The following is a 17,530-nucleotide window of genomic DNA, read 5'->3' on the forward strand; positions in this document are numbered from 1 at the left end:
AGGCTACCATGTCAGATAATTCCTTTGAAAAGCAGTCAGAAAATCACTTTGAACTTCTTTACAACATGCTGTTGGATGCAATTCCTTCTTCCGTGTTAATGGTGGATGAGAAACTGCATGTGGTTTCAGTCAATCAGAATTTTTTAATCAAAGGTCATCGCGGCAACCCGGATACCATTGGTCGCCCGTTATCGGACGTCTTTCCGAGCGTCATTTTGGAAAATACGGGTCTTGAAGCACATATCCGGGATGTATTCCGTAGCGGCTTACCTGTTAATGGTCAGAAAATGACCTACCGTGCGCCAGGCGTACCGATTCGGATTTATTACTATTCTATTCTACCCATCCCCATCAACCAGATTATGCTGTTCATGGAGGATGTCACCGAGCAGGTTCGCCTGTCTGAAGAAGTCCATCGAGTAGAACGGCACCTCGCTTCAGTCGTAGAAAACGCCAGCGATATTGTTCTTTCGACCGATATCGAAGGATGCATATTGACGTGGAATTCAGCGGCGGAAAAGCTGTCGGGTTTACCTACGCATGAAGTCTATGGGCGATACTTTTTTGAGTTCTGCGATACCAACCAAAAGGAAGCAGTGCGTCTGATTTTCATGCGTATGAAGAACAGCAATGAATCACATACGACTGAATTCCATTTATTAACGCCTAACAATGGTGGCAGCATATTGATTTCCTGGGTATTTTCACCCATGAAGGATGACTATGGACAAACGGTGGGCACCGTAGTTGTCGGTCGTGATTTGGCTGAACGTCGGAAATTGGAGCTGCAATTACGTCAATCACAGAAGTTGACCGCGTTGGGCGTCATGGCGGGCGGTATTGCTCATGAAATTCGTAATCCTCTTGCTGTTTGTTCTTCAGCGGCGCAATTTTTGCTGGAAGACGAGATTACGGTTGAATTTCATAAAGAGTGTTCAAGAAAAATACAGACTAACATTCAAAAAGCCTCGGCTATCATCGAGAATTTACTCCGTTTTGCCCGTTCTTCCCTCGATACCGAAATGGTAGAGGTCAATCTGGTCACGGTGCTGAAAGAAACTATCGACCTGATCGCTAACCAGGCCAAAGTACAGAAAATTCAGATCCTGTTGCCGTTGCAAAAAGAAAATATATTGGTGTCAGGTGTGTCGGGATTACTGCAACAGGTGTTCATGAATATTTTTCTTAATGCCATTAATGCGATGCCGGAAGGCGGTGTGTTAAGTATTGCGGCAGAGACCTTTGAAGACCGGGTTATTGTGCGTATTTCTGATACTGGCGTAGGCATTCCCGCCGGGGAGTTGGATAAAATTTTCGATCCGTTCCACACGTCTTCACCCGTAGGCCAAGGTACTGGTTTGGGTTTGTCCATTTGTTACAGCATTATCCAACAGCACCTTGGTTCCATTCAGGCAGAGAGTTGTCTGGGTGAAGGTTCCACTATTATTGTTACCTTACCTATACTCTAAAATGATGAACGCACCCATTCTGATAGTTGATGATGAACCTGACATGTGTTGGGCTATTTCCCATATTATTCAATCACAAGGCATGAATGTCATTACCGCTTACAGTGGGGAAGATGCTTGCACTAAGCTGATGGCTGGCAATTTTTCCTTTGTATTTTTAGATGCCAAGTTACCGGATATGGACGGTCTGGAAGTGGCGCGCCGAGCCAGTACCTTGCTAGAGCGAAGGCCGCGCGTAGTGCTGGTTTCCGGTTATCACTATTACGATGATCCGGTTATTCGCCATGCCATCGTTGAAGGCATTATCTGCGGTTTTCTGGCGAAGCCTTTTACCAATAAAGAGCTGCTGAAAACATTGCAGACACTATCACAATCGAGCGAGTAGTTGCGTCGCTAGCTTAATGAACTCTCTGTTTCTTCGGGGAGGGAATTACTGACACGCTGCACCTTAAAACGGGCATTATGACGATAGTGCTCGTTTTAAGGTGCAAATGGTGTTTTATCGTTAGCGTCGTTATTGAGTCACCTGCACAGCAGGTCGTGCATTTTTGAGGAAATATCCCCCCAACGCACGTTCTAATTGTGCCGCCAATTGCAATAACACGCCGTCATTGGCCTGACGGGTCTGGAAATGCATTCCGAGTGGTACACCTGACTGTTGCCAGGCCAGCAGGCGCGGTTTTTCAATGTCAGTGTGATGACTGTGACCAATGCATACAGTCGGTTGGTGGCGGAAGGGTTTCTTACGGCGCAGGCGGGGCGGGGATACTTTGTCAGTGCGTCGCTACCACGCGGAGTGGGCGAGGCTGAACCGGGCAGTGGCGTCAAGGTGGATCGACTCTGGCTGATCCAGCGTGCATATGAAGAAGATAGGTTGTTGGTAACGCGTGATTTATGAGTTTCGCAACCCTTTGGGCCATAGAGAATCTCCAGTGTTTGGAGTACGAGAAAATTCTACTGATGAACACGCTGTTTTTTCGGTGGGGATTACCATGCGTTTTCCGTCACTCCCAAATGAGAGTGACTTACCAAAGATAGTCTTCCCCGACTTTTACTGCTCATGACGGTACGGTAAATGACACCGGCACTGTTTCCACGCTTATTAAGCGGTGACAATATTGACCAGTTTGCCTTTGACTACGATGATATTGCGTATCGCTTTATCTGCCAGATAGCGTTTGACGTTCTGCTCATTTAACGCTTCGTGCTTAACTTTCCCTTCATCAAGAGTGATGGGGAGTTCTACTTGCGCTCGTCGTTTACCGTTAACCTGGATAACAATACTCATTGAATCGCGGGCCAGCGCGCGCTCATCAATGGTCGGCCATGTTTCATCCACAACGGGCAAGGTATGTCCCAGTTTTAACCATAAGGCGTGTGTAACATGAGGAATAATAGGGGAAAGTAATAGAATGCTCGTTTCGATGGCATTACGGCTGACCGCCAGGCCTTGCTCCGAGTGATCATTAAAACGCAGGGTAGCATTGACCAGCTCCATCACCGCAGCGATAGCGGTATTGAAGGTCAACCGTCGCTCGATGTCGTCCGTGGTTTTTCTGATGGTTTCATGTGTTTTCCGGTATAACTCGCGTTGCGCGTTGGTCAGCTTATCAAGAATAATATCAGGTAATGCGATCCCCTGGTTGGATCCCAGATGTTCGGTGGTCATTTTCCAGACGCGTTTGATAAAACGGAACGCGCCTTCTACTCCGGAGTCTGACCATTCAAGGGATTGTTCAGGGGGCGCAGCGAACATCATGAATAGCCGGACGGTATCGGCACCGTAGCGGTCAATCAGATACTGGGCATCGACACCATTGTTTTTCGATTTGGACATTTTCTCAATGCCGCCGGTTTTCACAGGTAGTCCATCGGCGGTCAGGATAGTTTCAACGCTGCCGTCCTGACGTTTTTTCCTTTCCACGTCGACCGGGTTGAACCAGTCTTTACCGCCTTCTGTATTGTCCCGGTAATACGTTTCCGCTAACACCATTCCTTGGGTTAACAATCGTTTGAACGGTTCGTCGCATGTGACCATGCCGAAATCGCGCAGTAATTTGTGGAAAAAACGTGCATAGAGTAGGTGGAGTACCGCGTGCTCAATACCGCCAATGTATAGATCGACGGGTAGCCAGTAATTTACCCGATTATCGAGCATGGCCTCTTGATTATCAGCACAGCAAAAGCGTGCGTAATACCAAGAAGATTCCATAAAGGTGTCAAACGTATCAGTGTCACGAATCCAACCGTCGTCCAACGAGTAAAAACTGCTCATTTTCTTCAACGGTGAACCGCTGGCATCGATGCGAACATCGGTCGGCAAGATGACAGGTAATTCTTTATCGGATAATGCCCGCGTTTCACCTCCAGGCCCGTACTTCATCGGTATCGGCGTACCCCAATAACGTTGGCGAGCGATGCCCCAATCACGCAGGCGATAATTGATTGTGACACGTCCGGTCCCTGCGGTTTCCAGACGTTTGGCGATAGCATCAAACGCTTCGATAAACGATAATCCGTCAAATTCGCCGGAGTTAATCAGGCGGCCATTCTGGGTATAGGCGCTTTCAGATACGTCAGGTTGGTTACCGTCTGAATCGGCAATCACTGGTTTTATTGGTAGTTGGTATTGCTGAGCAAACTCCCAGTCTCTGCTGTCGTGGGCCGGTACGCACATAACTGCACCAGTACCGTATTCCATTAAAACAAAGTTCGCGATGTAGATCGGTAAGGTTTCTCCGCTAAGTGGGTGAGTGGCCAGATAATTTGTCGGCATGCCTCGTTTTTCCATGGTCGCGATATCAGCTTCCGACGTGCCGCCCAAATGGCATTCTTCACAGAATGCAGCGATATTCGGGTCTGCCTCTGCGGCGATTTTTGCCAGTGGATGTGCAGCGGCAATCGCCAGACAAGTCACCCCCATTAATGTGTCCGGTCGTGTGGTGAAGACCTTCAGATGAGGGTAGTTCTCATGGCTGCCAGCAACATCAAACGTCAGTTCCAGTCCGCGTGATTTGCCGATCCAGTTGCGCTGCATTGTCTTAACCTGTTCTGGCCAATCCAGGTTATCCAGGTCTGCCAGTAATTCTTCAGCATAATCAGTGATACGCAAAAACCATTGTGCGATTTCCTTTCTTTCCACTTTGGCACCTGACCGCCATCCGCACCCGTCGATCACCTGTTCGTTAGCCAACACGGTCCGATCTACCGGATCCCAGTTAACCAAGGCTTTTTTCTTGTAAACGAGACCCTTCTCGTATAGGTGGGTAAAGAACCATTGCTCCCAACGGTAATAGTCTTGGTCGCTGGTCGCGAATTCCCGCCCCCAGTCATAAGCAAACCCTAACGCTTGAAACTGGGCTCTCATTACTTTGATGTTGTCATAGGTCCATATTGCTGGAGGGATATTGTGTTTTATAGCGGCATTTTCCGCCGGCATGCCAAATGAATCCCATCCCATAGGCTGTAAGACATTCTTGCCTTTCATTCGCTGGAATCGCGCTACGACATCACCCAGGGCATAATTTCTCACATGTCCGACATGCAGTTTTCCACTGGGATAAGGAAACATGCTAAGACAATAGTATTTTTCTTTTTTAGGATCTTCCTTGCAATGGAAGCTTTTTTTATTTTTCCAATATATTTGTGCTTCATTTTCGATATTCTGAAAATTATATTCCGTATCCATTTTTTATTTTCACATCGATTATTGAGAGATAAACAATTGTCTAACAAAGACTCCGAATATTCTTTAACATAGGAATGGAGTAACGTTAGCGTGTAACGGATTAGTATCCTGACTAATGAGTGTGGGAATAATTCCTCTATCCTTTAAAATCATAATGAGAGTAGTAGCATAGCGCAACCTTACGGATAAATAGCTAATCACGATATCTGTCAGCACATCATATTGGCGATCAAGAAGAAATGAAACATGAATGCTAAAATGAAAACCACATGGGGTAAATTTTATACACAATAATTAAATGCGGATCAATATTAAATGAATTAACAGATTAACTATTAGGGTTAAATGTATTAAGTGATTAATTGTTTTTATTATATCTAATAAACCATAAGATACAAGAAGGCGGCAACCACATGAATCCAGACGAGCTTAACCGAGTAAGGGATTCGGAGGGTATGACAACTCCACCTGAAGCCTATTTTCACGCAGCTTGCTGAGGCCTCGAAGAGACCAGGCCCAGATAACGACGCCCAACAGACCTGTAACTTTAAATATGACGGGATATATGCAAGGAAATTTCTTGCAACGGTAATAACCGGAGCCTGACTGCTGTACAGCAACCGACCATTCCCGCTGTTGTACAATAGGCACCGGTTAATCAGGAAAAAATATCTATTTTGCGAGATTATTCATGGTATTTGCGGTACTACTAGCTAGTAGCTATGCTATTTTACACGACTCATCGGCGATAGCGGAATCATAGCATATGATCTTCTTGCCTATTGATTTGACATATTCTCTTTCATCCTCACATCCGATATTTTCCAGCCCTCTGATCGCCAGGTTTGCTATTTCCTGCACCATTTTTCTTACTGGTTTGCCTGAATGATCTATGGCGAATAACCCATTTTTGGCGATGGCGCTATAATTGTGCGCTACATCTTTTTTAGTCATTTTTCTGACCAGGTGGAGACTTTCGTCAAGGATGTCATCGCAATACATTAATCCTTTAATCACACTGAGGAATATCATGGCTCTATCGGGGGGACATGAATCGCATGACCTTAATTCGATGACGTTCTTTAACCTGGCGTCTGGGTACAATGTGCTTAGATGCGCAATCCAGTCACCGAGGTGAGCATCATTTTCATCCCTCGCAAGATAATCCTGAAAAGTAATGGTATTCATCCCGTTAACTTCATCATCACGAATGATGTAGAAAAGCTCTTTTTGAAAAGCCCACTCGGTATACAATTCGTAAGCACTGCTAAAAAAATCACTGGACCAGATAAAATCAGGTGTACCTGAGCGGTCTTTATCAAATGCCCGTAAGCATTTTGTCCGATAACTGACGAAACCAGAATACTGGCCTTTGTAGAGAAAGGAGTTGCCAAAGAATCCGATCAAGTAAGGTTGAATCAGGCTCGCCAGCTTCATCCGTTTGCCTGCATCCGTTCTGTTGCTGTAGTCAAGGGAGCATTGCATGGACGCGGTCAGCTTCTGATTATCGCAACCGTTTAATAATCTGGTGATATTTTGGTAACGAGGACAAGGTATTACGCTTACCTCATCGGTCGAACAAAATGGGTGATATCCTACGCTATGCAGCGATATCTGTTCGCCGCAGACTGCTCGCATGTCGGAGAGAGAAGTGTTAAGGCGGTGAGAAATCTCCGCCACTTTACTTTCCGGGTCGCAGGCGAATTCAACCTGGCCGCCTGGTTCGAGGGTAATTTTTATTTTCCCTTTGATCACGCCAGCTAAAAATTTATTGATAATGATGGATGAATAGCCGTAGTCCTGTAATGCAATCAATAGCGTATGTAACCCTTTTTCACCATAGTATGTGACAGGTTTACCCGGCTCGTTGATATTAATAGGAATGGTTTCATATTCAAATCCCAGCATTCTGTCAGTTTTGGCGTTACTGACAAAAAAATTCACACAGTCGTCAAAGTTCATGCTCGGCCTCACTAGTTTACCAGACAAGAGATAGCGTTTAATGATGAAGTCAGGGCGTCAATATCGTCTCTATTGTTATAAAAATGGAGCGATACTCTCATGCCTCCCTGAAGATGACTTCGCTTGTAAATGAGCTGATTGCACTGATATCCGGTACTGACGCAAATTTTTCTTTGCGCGGACAGGATCTTGGCAACAAAGTTAAGATCAATATTGCTATTGAAATTTAGCGTTAACAGCGGGATCCTTTCCGGGGATAATTGAAATGGTAACCTGACACCGGGAACACTCCTGACAGATTCAATAAGATAAGCATTAATTTTCTGCTCGTATTGGGTAATATTTTTGATACCGATGCTCTCAATATAATCTATCGCCGCCCCCATCCCCAATACGCCTTCTATATTTGGTGTGCCCGCTTCAAATTTTTTGTGTCCAGAATAATATTCAATATCATGAGATAAGCTAATGCTATTCACCATTCCACCGCCGACTTTATAGGTGGATAGATCTTTATTGTTAAGGTGACTATTTATATATAGCAGGCCCACTCCAGAAGGCCCCAACATTTTATGGCCGGAGAAGGCAAAAAAATCACATCCAATTGCTTTTACATCAATATCGACATGTCCTACGGCTTGTGCGCCATCAATCAGACATAGCGCTCCATATTTTTTAGCCAGCGCGGTAATAGCCTTAGCCGGTTGAATATTTCCTGTTACATTCGAGGCCATGCAACATGACACCAATTTTATCCTGTTCTCTCTTAACATCTCCTCGAGAATATCCAGATTTATTTGTCCATGGATATCAGTTGGCACAATTTTAATTTTGCTGTATTTCATCCAGGGAAGAGTATTGGAGTGATGCTCTAATTCGCTAATAATGATAAAATCATCGTGGCTGAGATTCAAAGACGAGGCCACTGTGTTAATCGATTCCGTACAATTCATCGTAAATACGATTTCGTCGCTATCACATCCAATAAAAGATGCTACCTTATTTCGTACCTCTTCAAATTTCTCAGTGGCTATCTGCCCTATAAAATGGTTGGAGCGTCCGACATTGGCGCTGAAATTTTGATAAAACTCGGAAATCTTTTCTATGACGGGATAGGGCTTAAGTGAAGTTGCGGCACTATCCAGATAAATGATTCCTTTGGTTAGTACAGGGAAGTCTTTACGTAGGGTTGAAAAATCAATGTCCATATTCTAGTCCCTTAATGTGATATTAACGAGAACTTGCCGGAGATGGAGGGTGAAATACTAGGTACTTGCATAAAAATCACATTACTGAACATGGCATCAAGTTCTGACAAGGCTTCTTGAAGAGACACGTCCAGTATTGCCTTTTCGGTATTGCCGCTTATGACCCCTTCAATAATAAAGGTATTGGATAAGGTGATTTTTATCCTATACATGAGAAGATTTGGCATGGCATGGAATATTGCATCGTCAATCATAGCAATAGATATCGGCCTTTTTTCTGTACCATAAAAAAGATCTTTCTTCCGACCATGAAAAATAATATTGCCGAGGTTATCGGTATTTACACGCCCATTAGCGGACAGTTTTTCCTGAGCGACCTCAATCAAATCGCAGGTAGAGTATCGCATAAATGGCATATATTTGTTTTTCCACGAGGTGACAACTATTTCTCGTATATGATCATTTGTAGGTAAGAATTCTATTATTTCATGATGTGTAGCTCGAACCATTTCATGGTTTTCATTTTCTATAAATAAAAATCCGAGTTCAGTCGAACCGAAGGCGGTAAACAAGTCACATGCATAATGTTCACTAATGAATTTTTTGCATCCGCGAGATAGATACTCGTAGGAGAAGACTATCGCTAAGGGTTGAAAGAGATCTTCATTCGGAAAATTCGTTTCCCATTTTCGTAAGAATATCAGTAGATAAAATGGATCGACTTGTAATACACCAGGGTTGTAATCCAATAATTCATGGTGAATTCTTCTAATGTCTTTTTTAGTCCAGGTGTTAGGATCTACTGTCGAATTTAAACTTAAGAAGTTGCCATTGATTCTTTCCTGATAGGAAGGATTGGAAATATAGCAGACACCAGAGGAACATACCGCGGTTGTCAAAAAGGCTATTCTTGGGTTTTTCTCTGTAATACCGGCCAGTTTTCTGTTTTTATTATAAGCTCTTTGATATTCCGCCACCCACCAATTTTTATTGCGGATGATATTAATCTGTAAACCACTGGTTCCGGAAGTAGTCGCATATTCTATCTGCCCATCACTGATCGCCTTTTCCATATTTTTATTCATGAAGCCCAAAGGAAAATTACGCGCAATCATTTCTTTCGAGAATAACGGAAGGCTATTCATGTCGGTATGAAAATTATTTCTACTCTCAATGACTTTATTATATAGTGGGATATCACGGAACAGGCTGATTTCACTTTCTTTCATAGTGATATTCCTTGGATTTTTCCACAAAGGATGCCCATATATTCATATATTGTTTATAGGTGTTTTCCAAGAATTCGAAATGACCTTGGATACCTAAAATAAAGCTATTTTTATTTTCTGATTCTATAACTTCGATAATACCATCTTCGCTACTGGCTGATGCTATTAGTCCTTTACCCAATGTTTTGACAGCTTGGTGATGAACCGAGGACATGGCAATATTCGCTTGTCCCATAAGAGCATAAAAGATACTATTTTCCTTGATAAATAGCTCATGGTAGTGAATCCAACCGTCAGAGCCTATATTATGTGTAATGTTAGTTTCTTCTATTTCTTGAAACAGAGTGCCTCCAAAGGCGACGTTAATAATTTGCATTCCTCTACATATTCCGAGTATAGGTAGATTTCTCTCTTGGGCTTGTCTGCATATTTTTAACTCTGTCATATCACGGTATTTATCCGGGCGATAGGCTATCGGCCTTTGGTATTTTTGACCCAAACCGTTAATGTTCTCTGTATATTTAATATGCAGTGTTTCACCATAATATTCGGGAGAAATATCCTGACCTGGAGTTAATACTACTCCATCGATAATGTCTAATATCCTGTCATCCAGAAATTCATAATTAGGTATTATAATAGGCTGAGCACCAAATTCGAAAATTTTATCAACAATTTTATTGGAAACAGTACAATTGCTAAATTTAAAACTATTAATCGCTTCTATCATCCTATTTGAGGAGGATACTGCTATGACCGGTTTCATTTCTTCTCTCATCAATTTTTTTCATGATATAGTCAACTAACATAGTTAATTTCTTGTGGTCATATTCCCGGAAAAAATCAGGCAATATATTTTTACCGTGCCCATATCTGGCGGCGACAGCAGCTTCAACAAAAACACCCAAGAGGTAATTGGTTTCTAACACGTAAAAACGATCATTTTCGATTGACTTCACCATATCAACGATGGTGCCATCAATATTGAGCACTCGGGCGGCTTTAAGCGCTAAATCAATGTGACTTCCTGTACTCTCGCATTCTTTGACTACGCCACCGGATGTGACGTTAGTTTTGAAGCCGTGCGACTTAACTCGACTGTATCCTCCAATAACATTGCCACCTATAATTTCAACCCGGTAATCTCTATCGCCGAAATTGATGAATTTTTCTATATAGAAATTTTCCTCACGCGGTTTGGAATACTGGATAAAATCATAGAATTGTTCAGCATCGATGAATTTTATGATACCGATTGCCCCATGCCCTTCTCGTGGTTTATATACCACGGCATTCCATCGCTCAAAAATACTTTTAACCACATCAAGACTGACGTTCTTGTTGAGTAGGGCTGACTCAGGAACATCGACTCCTGACTCCCTCAGTAAAAAATTAGCGATAAATTTATCCCGGCACTTTAGGTAGGCTTCTACACCATTGATAACTGTAACGCCTTTATTTTCTAAAGCCCAAAGAATTTCGCGCTGGTGGATGCTCTCATGATCAGCATACATGTGATATAAAATATCGACACAGTTAAGTTTTTCCCCTGAAGGTAAAAAAACGTCACCATTTAAGATATAACATTCATTAAGATCAAAATTATCGATCACTGTTACATCTTGCCGTTGTAATTCACTAATCAGTTCTTTCTTAGGAATGTTGCCATTGTCATTATCATACATCCATATAGCTACGGTGGCTTTCATAGATCACCTTTTATCACTTTTCAAAAATATATTCTTCTTGCTTGCCTGTTCTTTGGTATTACATACCAGACACATGTTCATATTACCCAGATTTTTATATCTCGAATCTATTATTTTTTTGATACTCATATCACGTATATTTCCAAGAACATGCTTTTTACCAAAATCCTGGAAACATGTCAGAATACTGCCGTCATGAGAGATACATATACTACTATCTCCGACCGGACAGTAATTGAAATTATGTACCCATTTTTTGAGGAAGTTGTACATGTAACTTATTTTACTTTCTCCACCTCTGCAGGTAGATTCGATGGCATTTAAATTAAGCTGATTTATTAGCAGACTTCTTTTGTTTTCGACGGGATCAACCTTTATATCACCACCTCGATTCCATAACGGGAAAAGATTGATGTCCTTATAACCTAATTCGCGCAGTCTACTGACGGTTTCAGGAACGGAATTGTAAATGATATCGCCACCGACCAGATGAATAGTGGTCTTATCTGCACCAACATTTGCCAGATTTTTTATATTCTCCCAAGTTCTTTCATATTTGAGACCTTTATGAACTTTTTCGAAGATATCTTTGTTTATTGAACTTACCGACAAACGAATCGCGTCGACAGAATTAACAAGAAAACTTAATCTCTTCTCAGAGAATGTGACACCAGTTGTAGTTAATTTTTTAGGAACAGGAGCATCTCTGGCAATATCCAGCATATCGTAAAAATCTGGGTGGACAGTTGGCTCACCTCGCCCCGCAAAATCTATTTCATATACATCGTCTTTATTTACCTTGCTGATTATTAATTTTAACATTTCAGCAGTCATAAATCCTTTATCGGTAACGACATGTCTTGGACATATACTACAGGACGCTGGACATGACGACGTAAGCTCTATATTCAACAGAACCTTTTTCATGAATACATACCTTTTATTTGTTCGTCTAATCTCTATTTATATATAAGCCAATAAGGCTAAATCATAGGTTATTTTTTGTAAATGGATAAATAATATTTTTTTTGTTATCAAAGGAATAATTAGTGGTAAATTAATTATGTTTTTTTCTTTCAGAGTAATCAGATATAAATTAATTATTTTAAATCAAAGAGGTGGTGGATATATGTATTTTGATGAATATTAATATCCTCATAATAATATTATTTGTTTATTTTTGATTAAATATATAACTAATAAAAATAATTCACTATATGTTAAATAATTAATTGAATGGGCGTAATTAAGTCCTCTTAATATTTTTCTCATGTTGATTATTAATATATTAAAAGTATGCTACCGAAAAACACCAAAGTAGTTAACAATAAGATAAAGAAAAGCTAATTTTGCTCAGCAATAGTGAGAGAGAATGGCTATATCGCCAACCGATTAAAGTAAGAAATTACCGGTACGCTACACAATGAATAATCCCACTACCCACCTATAAAATTGATAGCGGTTCCACCTTTGAGGGCGAAACAGTCGTGCCGGGCAACAAAGGGAATAATTCGCAGCAGTAGCTGCACTTGTCGGTAGTAGTGGCCTTGTTTGTCCATTTTATTTACATCTCCTTAGGTACTGTGATCTGCCAGGTTGGCTCCAGCCTGCCGCCTTTAGCGATCAGTCGTTTACCGGTGCCCAGTGCATAGTGATCGGGTGTCAGGTGTTTGAGCCAGGCGTGTTGGTGTCTCCCTGCCAGCCAGAGAAAGAGTCGTTTCGCTTTGATACCGCAACAGGCTTTCAGTAACGGGTCGCAGCTTGCGAGGCGAGAGGTTGTGCAGCCCCGGCATCAGTTGGTCGGCATGTTCAAAACTGATGGTGTTGGGCACCGTTGCCAAGAGCTCCAAAATGGCTTTTTCTGGACAGGAATAGTGCAGTGGGGGGAGTGATACCTGCCAATTGTCTTGCCGGAGGTACTTATCGTCTTGCATCAGCGTCTTGGACCACAGGCGACGTGTGCCGTGCCACTCAAATTGTGCCGGAGCATCTTCTGCCCAGCCGTCGAGGGAGCGCCATATCGGAATAGAGCTGAACCCTTGGTTTGCTTCCTTTGGACAGGTAATGGCCAAACCCTTCCAGCTCTAACGTGGTCAAACCTCCAACATGGACAGGCTCACCGGACATTCGTTGCAATGAGGCAACGATTCCTTTCCAGGACAGACTTGCTTTCTGCCTGGCGTAAACACCGGCTACGAGAGGGATCAGGGTCTGGCTGCGCACCGCATTGTCCAGAAAGTGCAGGTTGAGCCCTTGTGCCTCCAGCCATGATTTGGCAGCGACCATATCCAAAGGCAGCACCTTCTGTAGCTGCTGTCTGGCTTCAGTATTCAGCATGGCTGGCCTCAAGGTGGTTTGAAAAAAATTAAATATACGTTGATTATTGACGTTAGATATTTAGCAAACCAATTTGTTTCTTGTAGTTTGTTAATTTGTTATTTCACGTCAATTATTGCCGTGAAAATAATGGTTTACAAACTGTATCAAAATCAACAATCTCATTTGCCTCGCTACCATTAACGATAGGAGCTAGCCACTCACCGAGCTTGGCATGTGCCGCCTTGCGCTCATCGAAATAGGCATAGCGGTTGTAGATCTTTCTGCTTGCTGATTAAGGCTGCGCTTGGCGAGACTATCGTCAAACCCCATCTTGCCGAGCATCGTTCTGGCGGTGCCGCGCAAATCATGGACCCGGCGCTTATCGAACGAGAAAAAGTTCTGTTCGAATAACGTCTTCTGCGCATGATTGAGGGTGCTCTCGCCGAGATGCGAGGTGTGCGCCAGTATGACTCTTTTTAGGCGGATAAAAAGTATTCAACTTATACATGGGGATATGGGGGAAACAATCCTTAGCGACGCTGTTCAACCCGGCTTTTTATCAGCGCCAGAATCTCGGGTTTTTCCTCTGGCGATAAGGCCTGAAATGCCAGTATCAGTTCGGCCAGTTCATCATCGGCGGTATGAAAATGCCATGAAAACATAGCATTATGACGTTCAGTGACGGTTGGACTGAATATTGAGTGAAGGCTTATTTGTATTGATTTTATTTGATTTTTATTAATCTATTTTGCGGTTAAGTACACGGGAAACGAAGATGTTCAACGAGTTTGGATAAAATTGTCCACTAAGTCCCGTAAATGCTGCGCTAATTGGTTAACGGTTTTCTCGCCTGTCGCTGCCTCTACTGTTAAGTGTTCCAGTGTATTGTCGGTATCACGGATCCTGATACCGTTGCGGTAGAGAAACGTCATGGTAACAAAAAACGCAGTGCGCTTATTGCCATCATTAAAAATGTGTCCACGAGCAATAGCCACCCAGTAGGTGGCTGCGAGATCAAAAACATCTGTAACGCCTTCATAGTGTGTGCGATTTTGCACCCGATAGATGAGTGCTTCGGCCCTGCTGGAATCTGGCATGCCTGCAACACCGGGAAGCCGTTGCAATATACGGTCGTGGAAAGCGATAACTTCCTGAGCGCTGATCCATTTCATCGGTTTGTCAGTGCCTCTACAGTATGACCATGGCGTTGCATAATCATATCGAACTCGGCATCCAGTTTAGCGTTCTGGTATGTCTCGAATTCAGCCTTACTGATAACCACTGCTGAGCTACCGTCTCGGCGGGTGATTTCAATTGGTTCGCCACGAGTGGCCGCATCCAATACCTCTGAAATATTGGCCCGAGCCTGAGTTGAGGTGTAAGTACGCATAATGTGTCTCCTGAGATGTACATCTAGATTGTACACTTAGTGTTATGTTGACTCAATTATAAAAAATTATATATTAATTATGTGGTTAGCTTTTATTATTGACATGGGTATGACGTGGTTACTTTTTAAAACACACTTGATAAAAATTAAAAAAACGCAAGATTATTGTTGGGCATTTCACCGAATCCCCCTCACGAGGGCTTGTAGTGGTTTAATGAATTTAGCCTCCAAATACTCACCATTTGGTGCAAGTATAGCGAGGCATTACTCACCCGTTAGCTCACCGCTTAGTTGAACCAAGATGAAACAATTTCGCATCGCATAAAAATTAAAAGCCCTGATTTCTCAGGGCATTGCAATAAAAAAGAACGTGAGAGAAAGCAAGGGGAAATTATTCGATATTCTGGATCTGCTCCCGCATTTGCTCAATCAGTACTTTCAGTTCGATGGCGGAGGTCGTTACGTCGGCGTTGATGGATTTAGACGCCAGCGTGTTAGATTCGCGGTTGAATTCCTGCATCATGAAATCCAGACGGCGACCGACGGCTTCCTGTTTATCGAGGATTTTGTAGGTTTCCTTAACGTGCGCTTCCAGTCGGTCCAGTTCTTCGGCAACGTCGGCACGTTGGGCCAGCAATACCAGTTCCTGTTCCAGACGGTTGTTTTCCAACTGTACATTTGCGTCTTCCAGCTTGTTTACCAGCCGCTCACGTTGCCATTGCAGGATATTCGGCATATGAGCGCGGACTTTGGCAACTTCTTCGCTGACACCCGCTAAACGTTGTTCGATCAATGTTTTCAGCGCATTGCCTTCGCTTTCGCGGGCGGCGATAAAATCATCCATGGTACTTTCCAGCGTTTGCAATAGTTCAACGCTGATGGCGTCCAGATCCTGTTCCTGGGCGACCATTACACCGGGCCAGCGTAGAACTTCTAATGGGTTGACCTCACCTTCATCGCTTTGCATTTTGACCCAATTGGCGGCTTCCACCAGTTGTTTGGCCAATTTTTCATTAAGGATCAACGAGCCTTGTGCGCGTGGGTCGAGCTCAAAACGTAGGTTACATTCAATTTTGCCGCGAGTCAGGCGGTTACGGATGCGCTCGCGGATTATCGGTTCCAGGCCGCGAAACTGTTCCGGTAAACGAATATAGGTTTCCAGATAACGTTGGTTTACGGAGCGCAGCTCCCAGGCTGCACTGCCCCAGTCACCCTTGATTTCTCGCCGGGCGTAAGCGGTCATGCTACGAATCATCGGTGCATACCTTAAAGAAGTGATGAAGTGAGTATAGCGTTGTGACTGGCGGCAGTAACGGGAATTTTGCCATCGGTGAGGATGATTGCCCGAGCAAGTGGCTATATCCAATAGATTTCCAGGTGCAGAGGGTGACAAGCTAAGTGAGTGGTTCGGGTTACAAATCTCCGGGAGCAGCTTTGAACTCGGGTTTGCAGCAGCCCCCAAAAGGGGCAGGGCTGAGTAACTGAACGTAGCCAACGCAATCGGCAACGTGAAAAATGATGGATATAAGCGCGCTATATCACGCAGCGTTGAGTATGGAACTGCATTGGCTGGCCAGTTCCCAGCATTTGTTTTTCAGCATATGTTTGAGTTGTAACGCCGCGCGTGACTGTGGCGTATCCCGGCGACTGATCAACATGACTTCAAACGGCAATGGCTGGGCGATAGGCACGATTTTCAACTGGTCAGCATAGCGGCGTGCAGTAAAGAGATCGACGATGCCGGTACCACCACCTGCCAACACCATATCGGCAATCACCGAATAGGTTTTGATAAACAGCGACGCGGCCGGTTTCAGCCCCTTGTCACGCAGGGCGCGGTGAACCACCTGACCGAGGGGATCCTGCTGCTGCATCATCAACAGGTTGTTATCACATAACCATTCCAGTGTTACCGGGCCTTGTTGTGGGCTGTCTTTGGGTAACAATGCCATCATTGTGGACTGGAACAACGGTTCCGCCAGTAAGTCTGACGGCACCTGTTGACCAAATACCAGCGCGAAATCAAGCTGATGTTGCAGAATATTCTGACATAGCGTACTGAAATGCTCGGTAACCAACTCGACATTTACCAGTAACGCTTGTTGGTGATATTCCACCATCGCCGGAGCGACGATCATTTGCCCGAAAGCATGGGCGGCACCCAGTCGTACTGTTTGTCCCTTACCTTTGCGAATCTGTTCGGTCAGGGAATTGATGGCCTGCAAATGATTGTAGAGCGCCTGGACTTCGGGGATCAAACGCTGTCCTTCTACCGTGGCAATCAATCCCTGGGCCCGGCGTTCAAACAGGGCAAAACCAAGTTGTTGTTCAGCGTGGCTCAATACCCGACTGACATTAGGCTGGGAGACGTTAAGTAACCGTGCAGCACCACTGATGGTGCCAGCTTGCACAATTGCCTGAAATACCTCGATATGACGTAACCGCATTTATCTTGCCCCGAATAGCTATTATTTATTCCAAATGAACAGATACTCCAAATGAACCGATCGCGTTCACATTCCAAGCTATCCATGCCATAGGTTTATGCAATATTTA

Annotated in this window: 19 protein-coding genes and 1 pseudogene; 4 read left to right on the top strand and 16 right to left on the bottom strand. The window is 43.7% G+C overall.

The window, feature by feature from the left end; genetic code table 11:
• The first annotated feature begins 8 nt into the window (after positions 1-8).
• Both PCO85_01070 and PCO85_01075 read left to right on the top strand, forming a co-directional pair.
• The gene (locus PCO85_01070) at positions 9-1,469 is read left to right on the top strand and encodes an ATP-binding protein (GenBank protein WJV54115.1); all 1,461 of its coding nucleotides are present in this window, start codon (positions 9-11) and stop codon (positions 1,467-1,469) included.
• A gap of 1 nt (position 1,470) precedes the next feature.
• Positions 1,471-1,854: a response regulator gene (locus PCO85_01075; protein WJV54116.1), complete on the top strand. Its 384-nt coding sequence runs from the start codon at positions 1,471-1,473 to the stop codon at positions 1,852-1,854.
• 129 nt (positions 1,855-1,983) lie between these two features.
• Here the strand turns inward: PCO85_01075 and PCO85_01080 are convergent, their stop codons facing one another.
• On the bottom strand, positions 1,984-2,106 hold the full coding sequence (locus PCO85_01080) for a hypothetical protein (GenBank protein ID WJV54117.1): 123 nt from the start codon (positions 2,104-2,106) through the stop codon (positions 1,984-1,986).
• A gap of 66 nt (positions 2,107-2,172) precedes the next feature.
• Between PCO85_01080 and PCO85_01085 the strand changes: the two genes are divergently transcribed.
• On the top strand, positions 2,173-2,367 hold the full coding sequence (locus PCO85_01085; protein ID WJV54118.1) for a hypothetical protein: 195 nt from the start codon (positions 2,173-2,175) through the stop codon (positions 2,365-2,367).
• Positions 2,368-2,571: 204 nt separating this feature from the next.
• Here the strand turns inward: PCO85_01085 and leuS are convergent, their stop codons facing one another.
• The 10 genes and pseudogenes from leuS to PCO85_01135 form a co-directional block, all read right to left on the bottom strand.
• Complete coding sequence (gene leuS, locus PCO85_01090) at positions 2,572-5,157, bottom strand: leucine--tRNA ligase (protein ID WJV54119.1); 2,586 nt, start codon at positions 5,155-5,157, stop codon at positions 2,572-2,574.
• A gap of 720 nt (positions 5,158-5,877) precedes the next feature.
• A complete protein-coding gene (locus tag PCO85_01095) occupies positions 5,878-7,119 on the bottom strand; it encodes a glutamate-cysteine ligase family protein (GenBank protein WJV54120.1) in 1,242 nt (413 codons plus the stop codon).
• 11 nt (positions 7,120-7,130) lie between these two features.
• Positions 7,131-8,327 carry a cysteine desulfurase gene (locus PCO85_01100; protein ID WJV54121.1) on the bottom strand — a complete coding sequence of 399 codons (1,197 nt, stop codon included), beginning with the start codon at positions 8,325-8,327 and terminating at the stop codon, positions 7,131-7,133.
• A gap of 11 nt (positions 8,328-8,338) precedes the next feature.
• Positions 8,339-9,556: a hypothetical protein gene (locus PCO85_01105; protein WJV54122.1), complete on the bottom strand. Its 1,218-nt coding sequence runs from the start codon at positions 9,554-9,556 to the stop codon at positions 8,339-8,341.
• The gene (locus tag PCO85_01110; protein ID WJV54123.1) at positions 9,543-10,334 is read right to left on the bottom strand and encodes a gamma-glutamyl-gamma-aminobutyrate hydrolase family protein; all 792 of its coding nucleotides are present in this window, start codon (positions 10,332-10,334) and stop codon (positions 9,543-9,545) included. The genes PCO85_01105 and PCO85_01110 overlap by 14 nt, the downstream gene beginning before the upstream one ends.
• Positions 10,288-11,265 carry an alpha-L-glutamate ligase gene (locus PCO85_01115; protein ID WJV54124.1) on the bottom strand — a complete coding sequence of 326 codons (978 nt, stop codon included), beginning with the start codon at positions 11,263-11,265 and terminating at the stop codon, positions 10,288-10,290. Before PCO85_01115 ends, PCO85_01110 begins: the two co-directional genes overlap by 47 nt.
• 3 nt (positions 11,266-11,268) lie before the next feature.
• Positions 11,269-12,192, bottom strand: coding sequence for a radical SAM protein (locus PCO85_01120; protein ID WJV54125.1), 924 nt, complete (start codon positions 12,190-12,192; stop codon positions 11,269-11,271).
• Positions 12,193-12,716: 524 nt separating this feature from the next.
• A pseudogene (locus tag PCO85_01125) lies at positions 12,717-12,824 on the bottom strand (nucleotidyl transferase AbiEii/AbiGii toxin family protein).
• Positions 12,825-12,896: 72 nt separating this feature from the next.
• Positions 12,897-13,337 (bottom strand): type IV toxin-antitoxin system AbiEi family antitoxin domain-containing protein, encoded by a 441-nt coding sequence (locus PCO85_01130; GenBank protein WJV54126.1) that lies wholly within the window; start codon positions 13,335-13,337, stop codon positions 12,897-12,899.
• Positions 13,237-13,602 carry an AbiEi antitoxin N-terminal domain-containing protein gene (locus PCO85_01135; GenBank protein WJV54127.1) on the bottom strand — a complete coding sequence of 122 codons (366 nt, stop codon included), beginning with the start codon at positions 13,600-13,602 and terminating at the stop codon, positions 13,237-13,239. The genes PCO85_01130 and PCO85_01135 overlap by 101 nt, the downstream gene beginning before the upstream one ends.
• Positions 13,603-13,869: 267 nt before the next feature.
• Between PCO85_01135 and PCO85_01140 the strand changes: the two genes are divergently transcribed.
• On the top strand, positions 13,870-13,995 hold the full coding sequence (locus PCO85_01140; GenBank protein WJV54128.1) for a hypothetical protein: 126 nt from the start codon (positions 13,870-13,872) through the stop codon (positions 13,993-13,995).
• A gap of 119 nt (positions 13,996-14,114) precedes the next feature.
• Here PCO85_01140 and PCO85_01145 read toward each other — a convergent pair whose 3' ends face one another.
• The 5 genes from PCO85_01145 to PCO85_01165 form a co-directional block, all read right to left on the bottom strand.
• The gene (locus PCO85_01145) at positions 14,115-14,246 is read right to left on the bottom strand and encodes a hypothetical protein (GenBank protein ID WJV54129.1); all 132 of its coding nucleotides are present in this window, start codon (positions 14,244-14,246) and stop codon (positions 14,115-14,117) included.
• Between the two features lie 117 nt (positions 14,247-14,363).
• Positions 14,364-14,756: a type II toxin-antitoxin system death-on-curing family toxin gene (locus tag PCO85_01150; protein WJV54130.1), complete on the bottom strand. Its 393-nt coding sequence runs from the start codon at positions 14,754-14,756 to the stop codon at positions 14,364-14,366.
• Positions 14,753-14,974 (bottom strand): type II toxin-antitoxin system Phd/YefM family antitoxin, encoded by a 222-nt coding sequence (locus tag PCO85_01155; protein ID WJV54131.1) that lies wholly within the window; start codon positions 14,972-14,974, stop codon positions 14,753-14,755. The genes PCO85_01150 and PCO85_01155 overlap by 4 nt, the downstream gene beginning before the upstream one ends.
• 391 nt (positions 14,975-15,365) lie before the next feature.
• Positions 15,366-16,229 (bottom strand): YicC/YloC family endoribonuclease, encoded by an 864-nt coding sequence (locus PCO85_01160; protein ID WJV54132.1) that lies wholly within the window; start codon positions 16,227-16,229, stop codon positions 15,366-15,368.
• A 283-nt stretch (positions 16,230-16,512) separates the two neighbouring features.
• Complete coding sequence (locus PCO85_01165; GenBank protein ID WJV54133.1) at positions 16,513-17,421, bottom strand: LysR family transcriptional regulator; 909 nt, start codon at positions 17,419-17,421, stop codon at positions 16,513-16,515.
• Positions 17,422-17,530: the final 109 nt, after the last annotated feature.

The sequence above is a fragment of the Prodigiosinella aquatilis genome (assembly GCA_030388725.1).
Classification (GTDB): Bacteria; Pseudomonadota; Gammaproteobacteria; order Enterobacterales; family Enterobacteriaceae; genus Prodigiosinella; species Prodigiosinella aquatilis.

Excerpts from the sequence above, each read along its gene's own strand:
- PCO85_01070 (WJV54115.1), top strand. The coding sequence starts at position 9 with ATGTCAGATAATTCCTTTGAAAAGCAGTCAGAAAATCACTTTGAACTT.
- PCO85_01075 (WJV54116.1), top strand. The coding sequence starts at position 1,471 with ATGATGAACGCACCCATTCTGATAGTTGATGATGAACCTGACATGTGT.
- PCO85_01080 (WJV54117.1), bottom strand. The coding sequence starts at position 2,106 with ATGCATTTCCAGACCCGTCAGGCCAATGACGGCGTGTTATTGCAATTG.
- leuS (WJV54119.1), bottom strand. The coding sequence starts at position 5,157 with ATGGATACGGAATATAATTTTCAGAATATCGAAAATGAAGCACAAATA.
- PCO85_01095 (WJV54120.1), bottom strand. The coding sequence starts at position 7,119 with ATGAACTTTGACGACTGTGTGAATTTTTTTGTCAGTAACGCCAAAACT.
- PCO85_01100 (WJV54121.1), bottom strand. The coding sequence starts at position 8,327 with ATGGACATTGATTTTTCAACCCTACGTAAAGACTTCCCTGTACTAACC.
- PCO85_01105 (WJV54122.1), bottom strand. The coding sequence starts at position 9,556 with ATGAAAGAAAGTGAAATCAGCCTGTTCCGTGATATCCCACTATATAAT.
- PCO85_01110 (WJV54123.1), bottom strand. The coding sequence starts at position 10,334 with ATGAGAGAAGAAATGAAACCGGTCATAGCAGTATCCTCCTCAAATAGG.
- PCO85_01115 (WJV54124.1), bottom strand. The coding sequence starts at position 11,265 with ATGAAAGCCACCGTAGCTATATGGATGTATGATAATGACAATGGCAAC.
- PCO85_01120 (WJV54125.1), bottom strand. The coding sequence starts at position 12,192 with ATGAAAAAGGTTCTGTTGAATATAGAGCTTACGTCGTCATGTCCAGCG.
- PCO85_01135 (WJV54127.1), bottom strand. The coding sequence starts at position 13,602 with ATGCTGAATACTGAAGCCAGACAGCAGCTACAGAAGGTGCTGCCTTTG.
- PCO85_01145 (WJV54129.1), bottom strand. The coding sequence starts at position 14,246 with ATGTTTTCATGGCATTTTCATACCGCCGATGATGAACTGGCCGAACTG.
- PCO85_01150 (WJV54130.1), bottom strand. The coding sequence starts at position 14,756 with ATGAAATGGATCAGCGCTCAGGAAGTTATCGCTTTCCACGACCGTATA.
- PCO85_01155 (WJV54131.1), bottom strand. The coding sequence starts at position 14,974 with ATGCGTACTTACACCTCAACTCAGGCTCGGGCCAATATTTCAGAGGTA.
- PCO85_01160 (WJV54132.1), bottom strand. The coding sequence starts at position 16,229 with ATGATTCGTAGCATGACCGCTTACGCCCGGCGAGAAATCAAGGGTGAC.
- PCO85_01165 (WJV54133.1), bottom strand. The coding sequence starts at position 17,421 with ATGCGGTTACGTCATATCGAGGTATTTCAGGCAATTGTGCAAGCTGGC.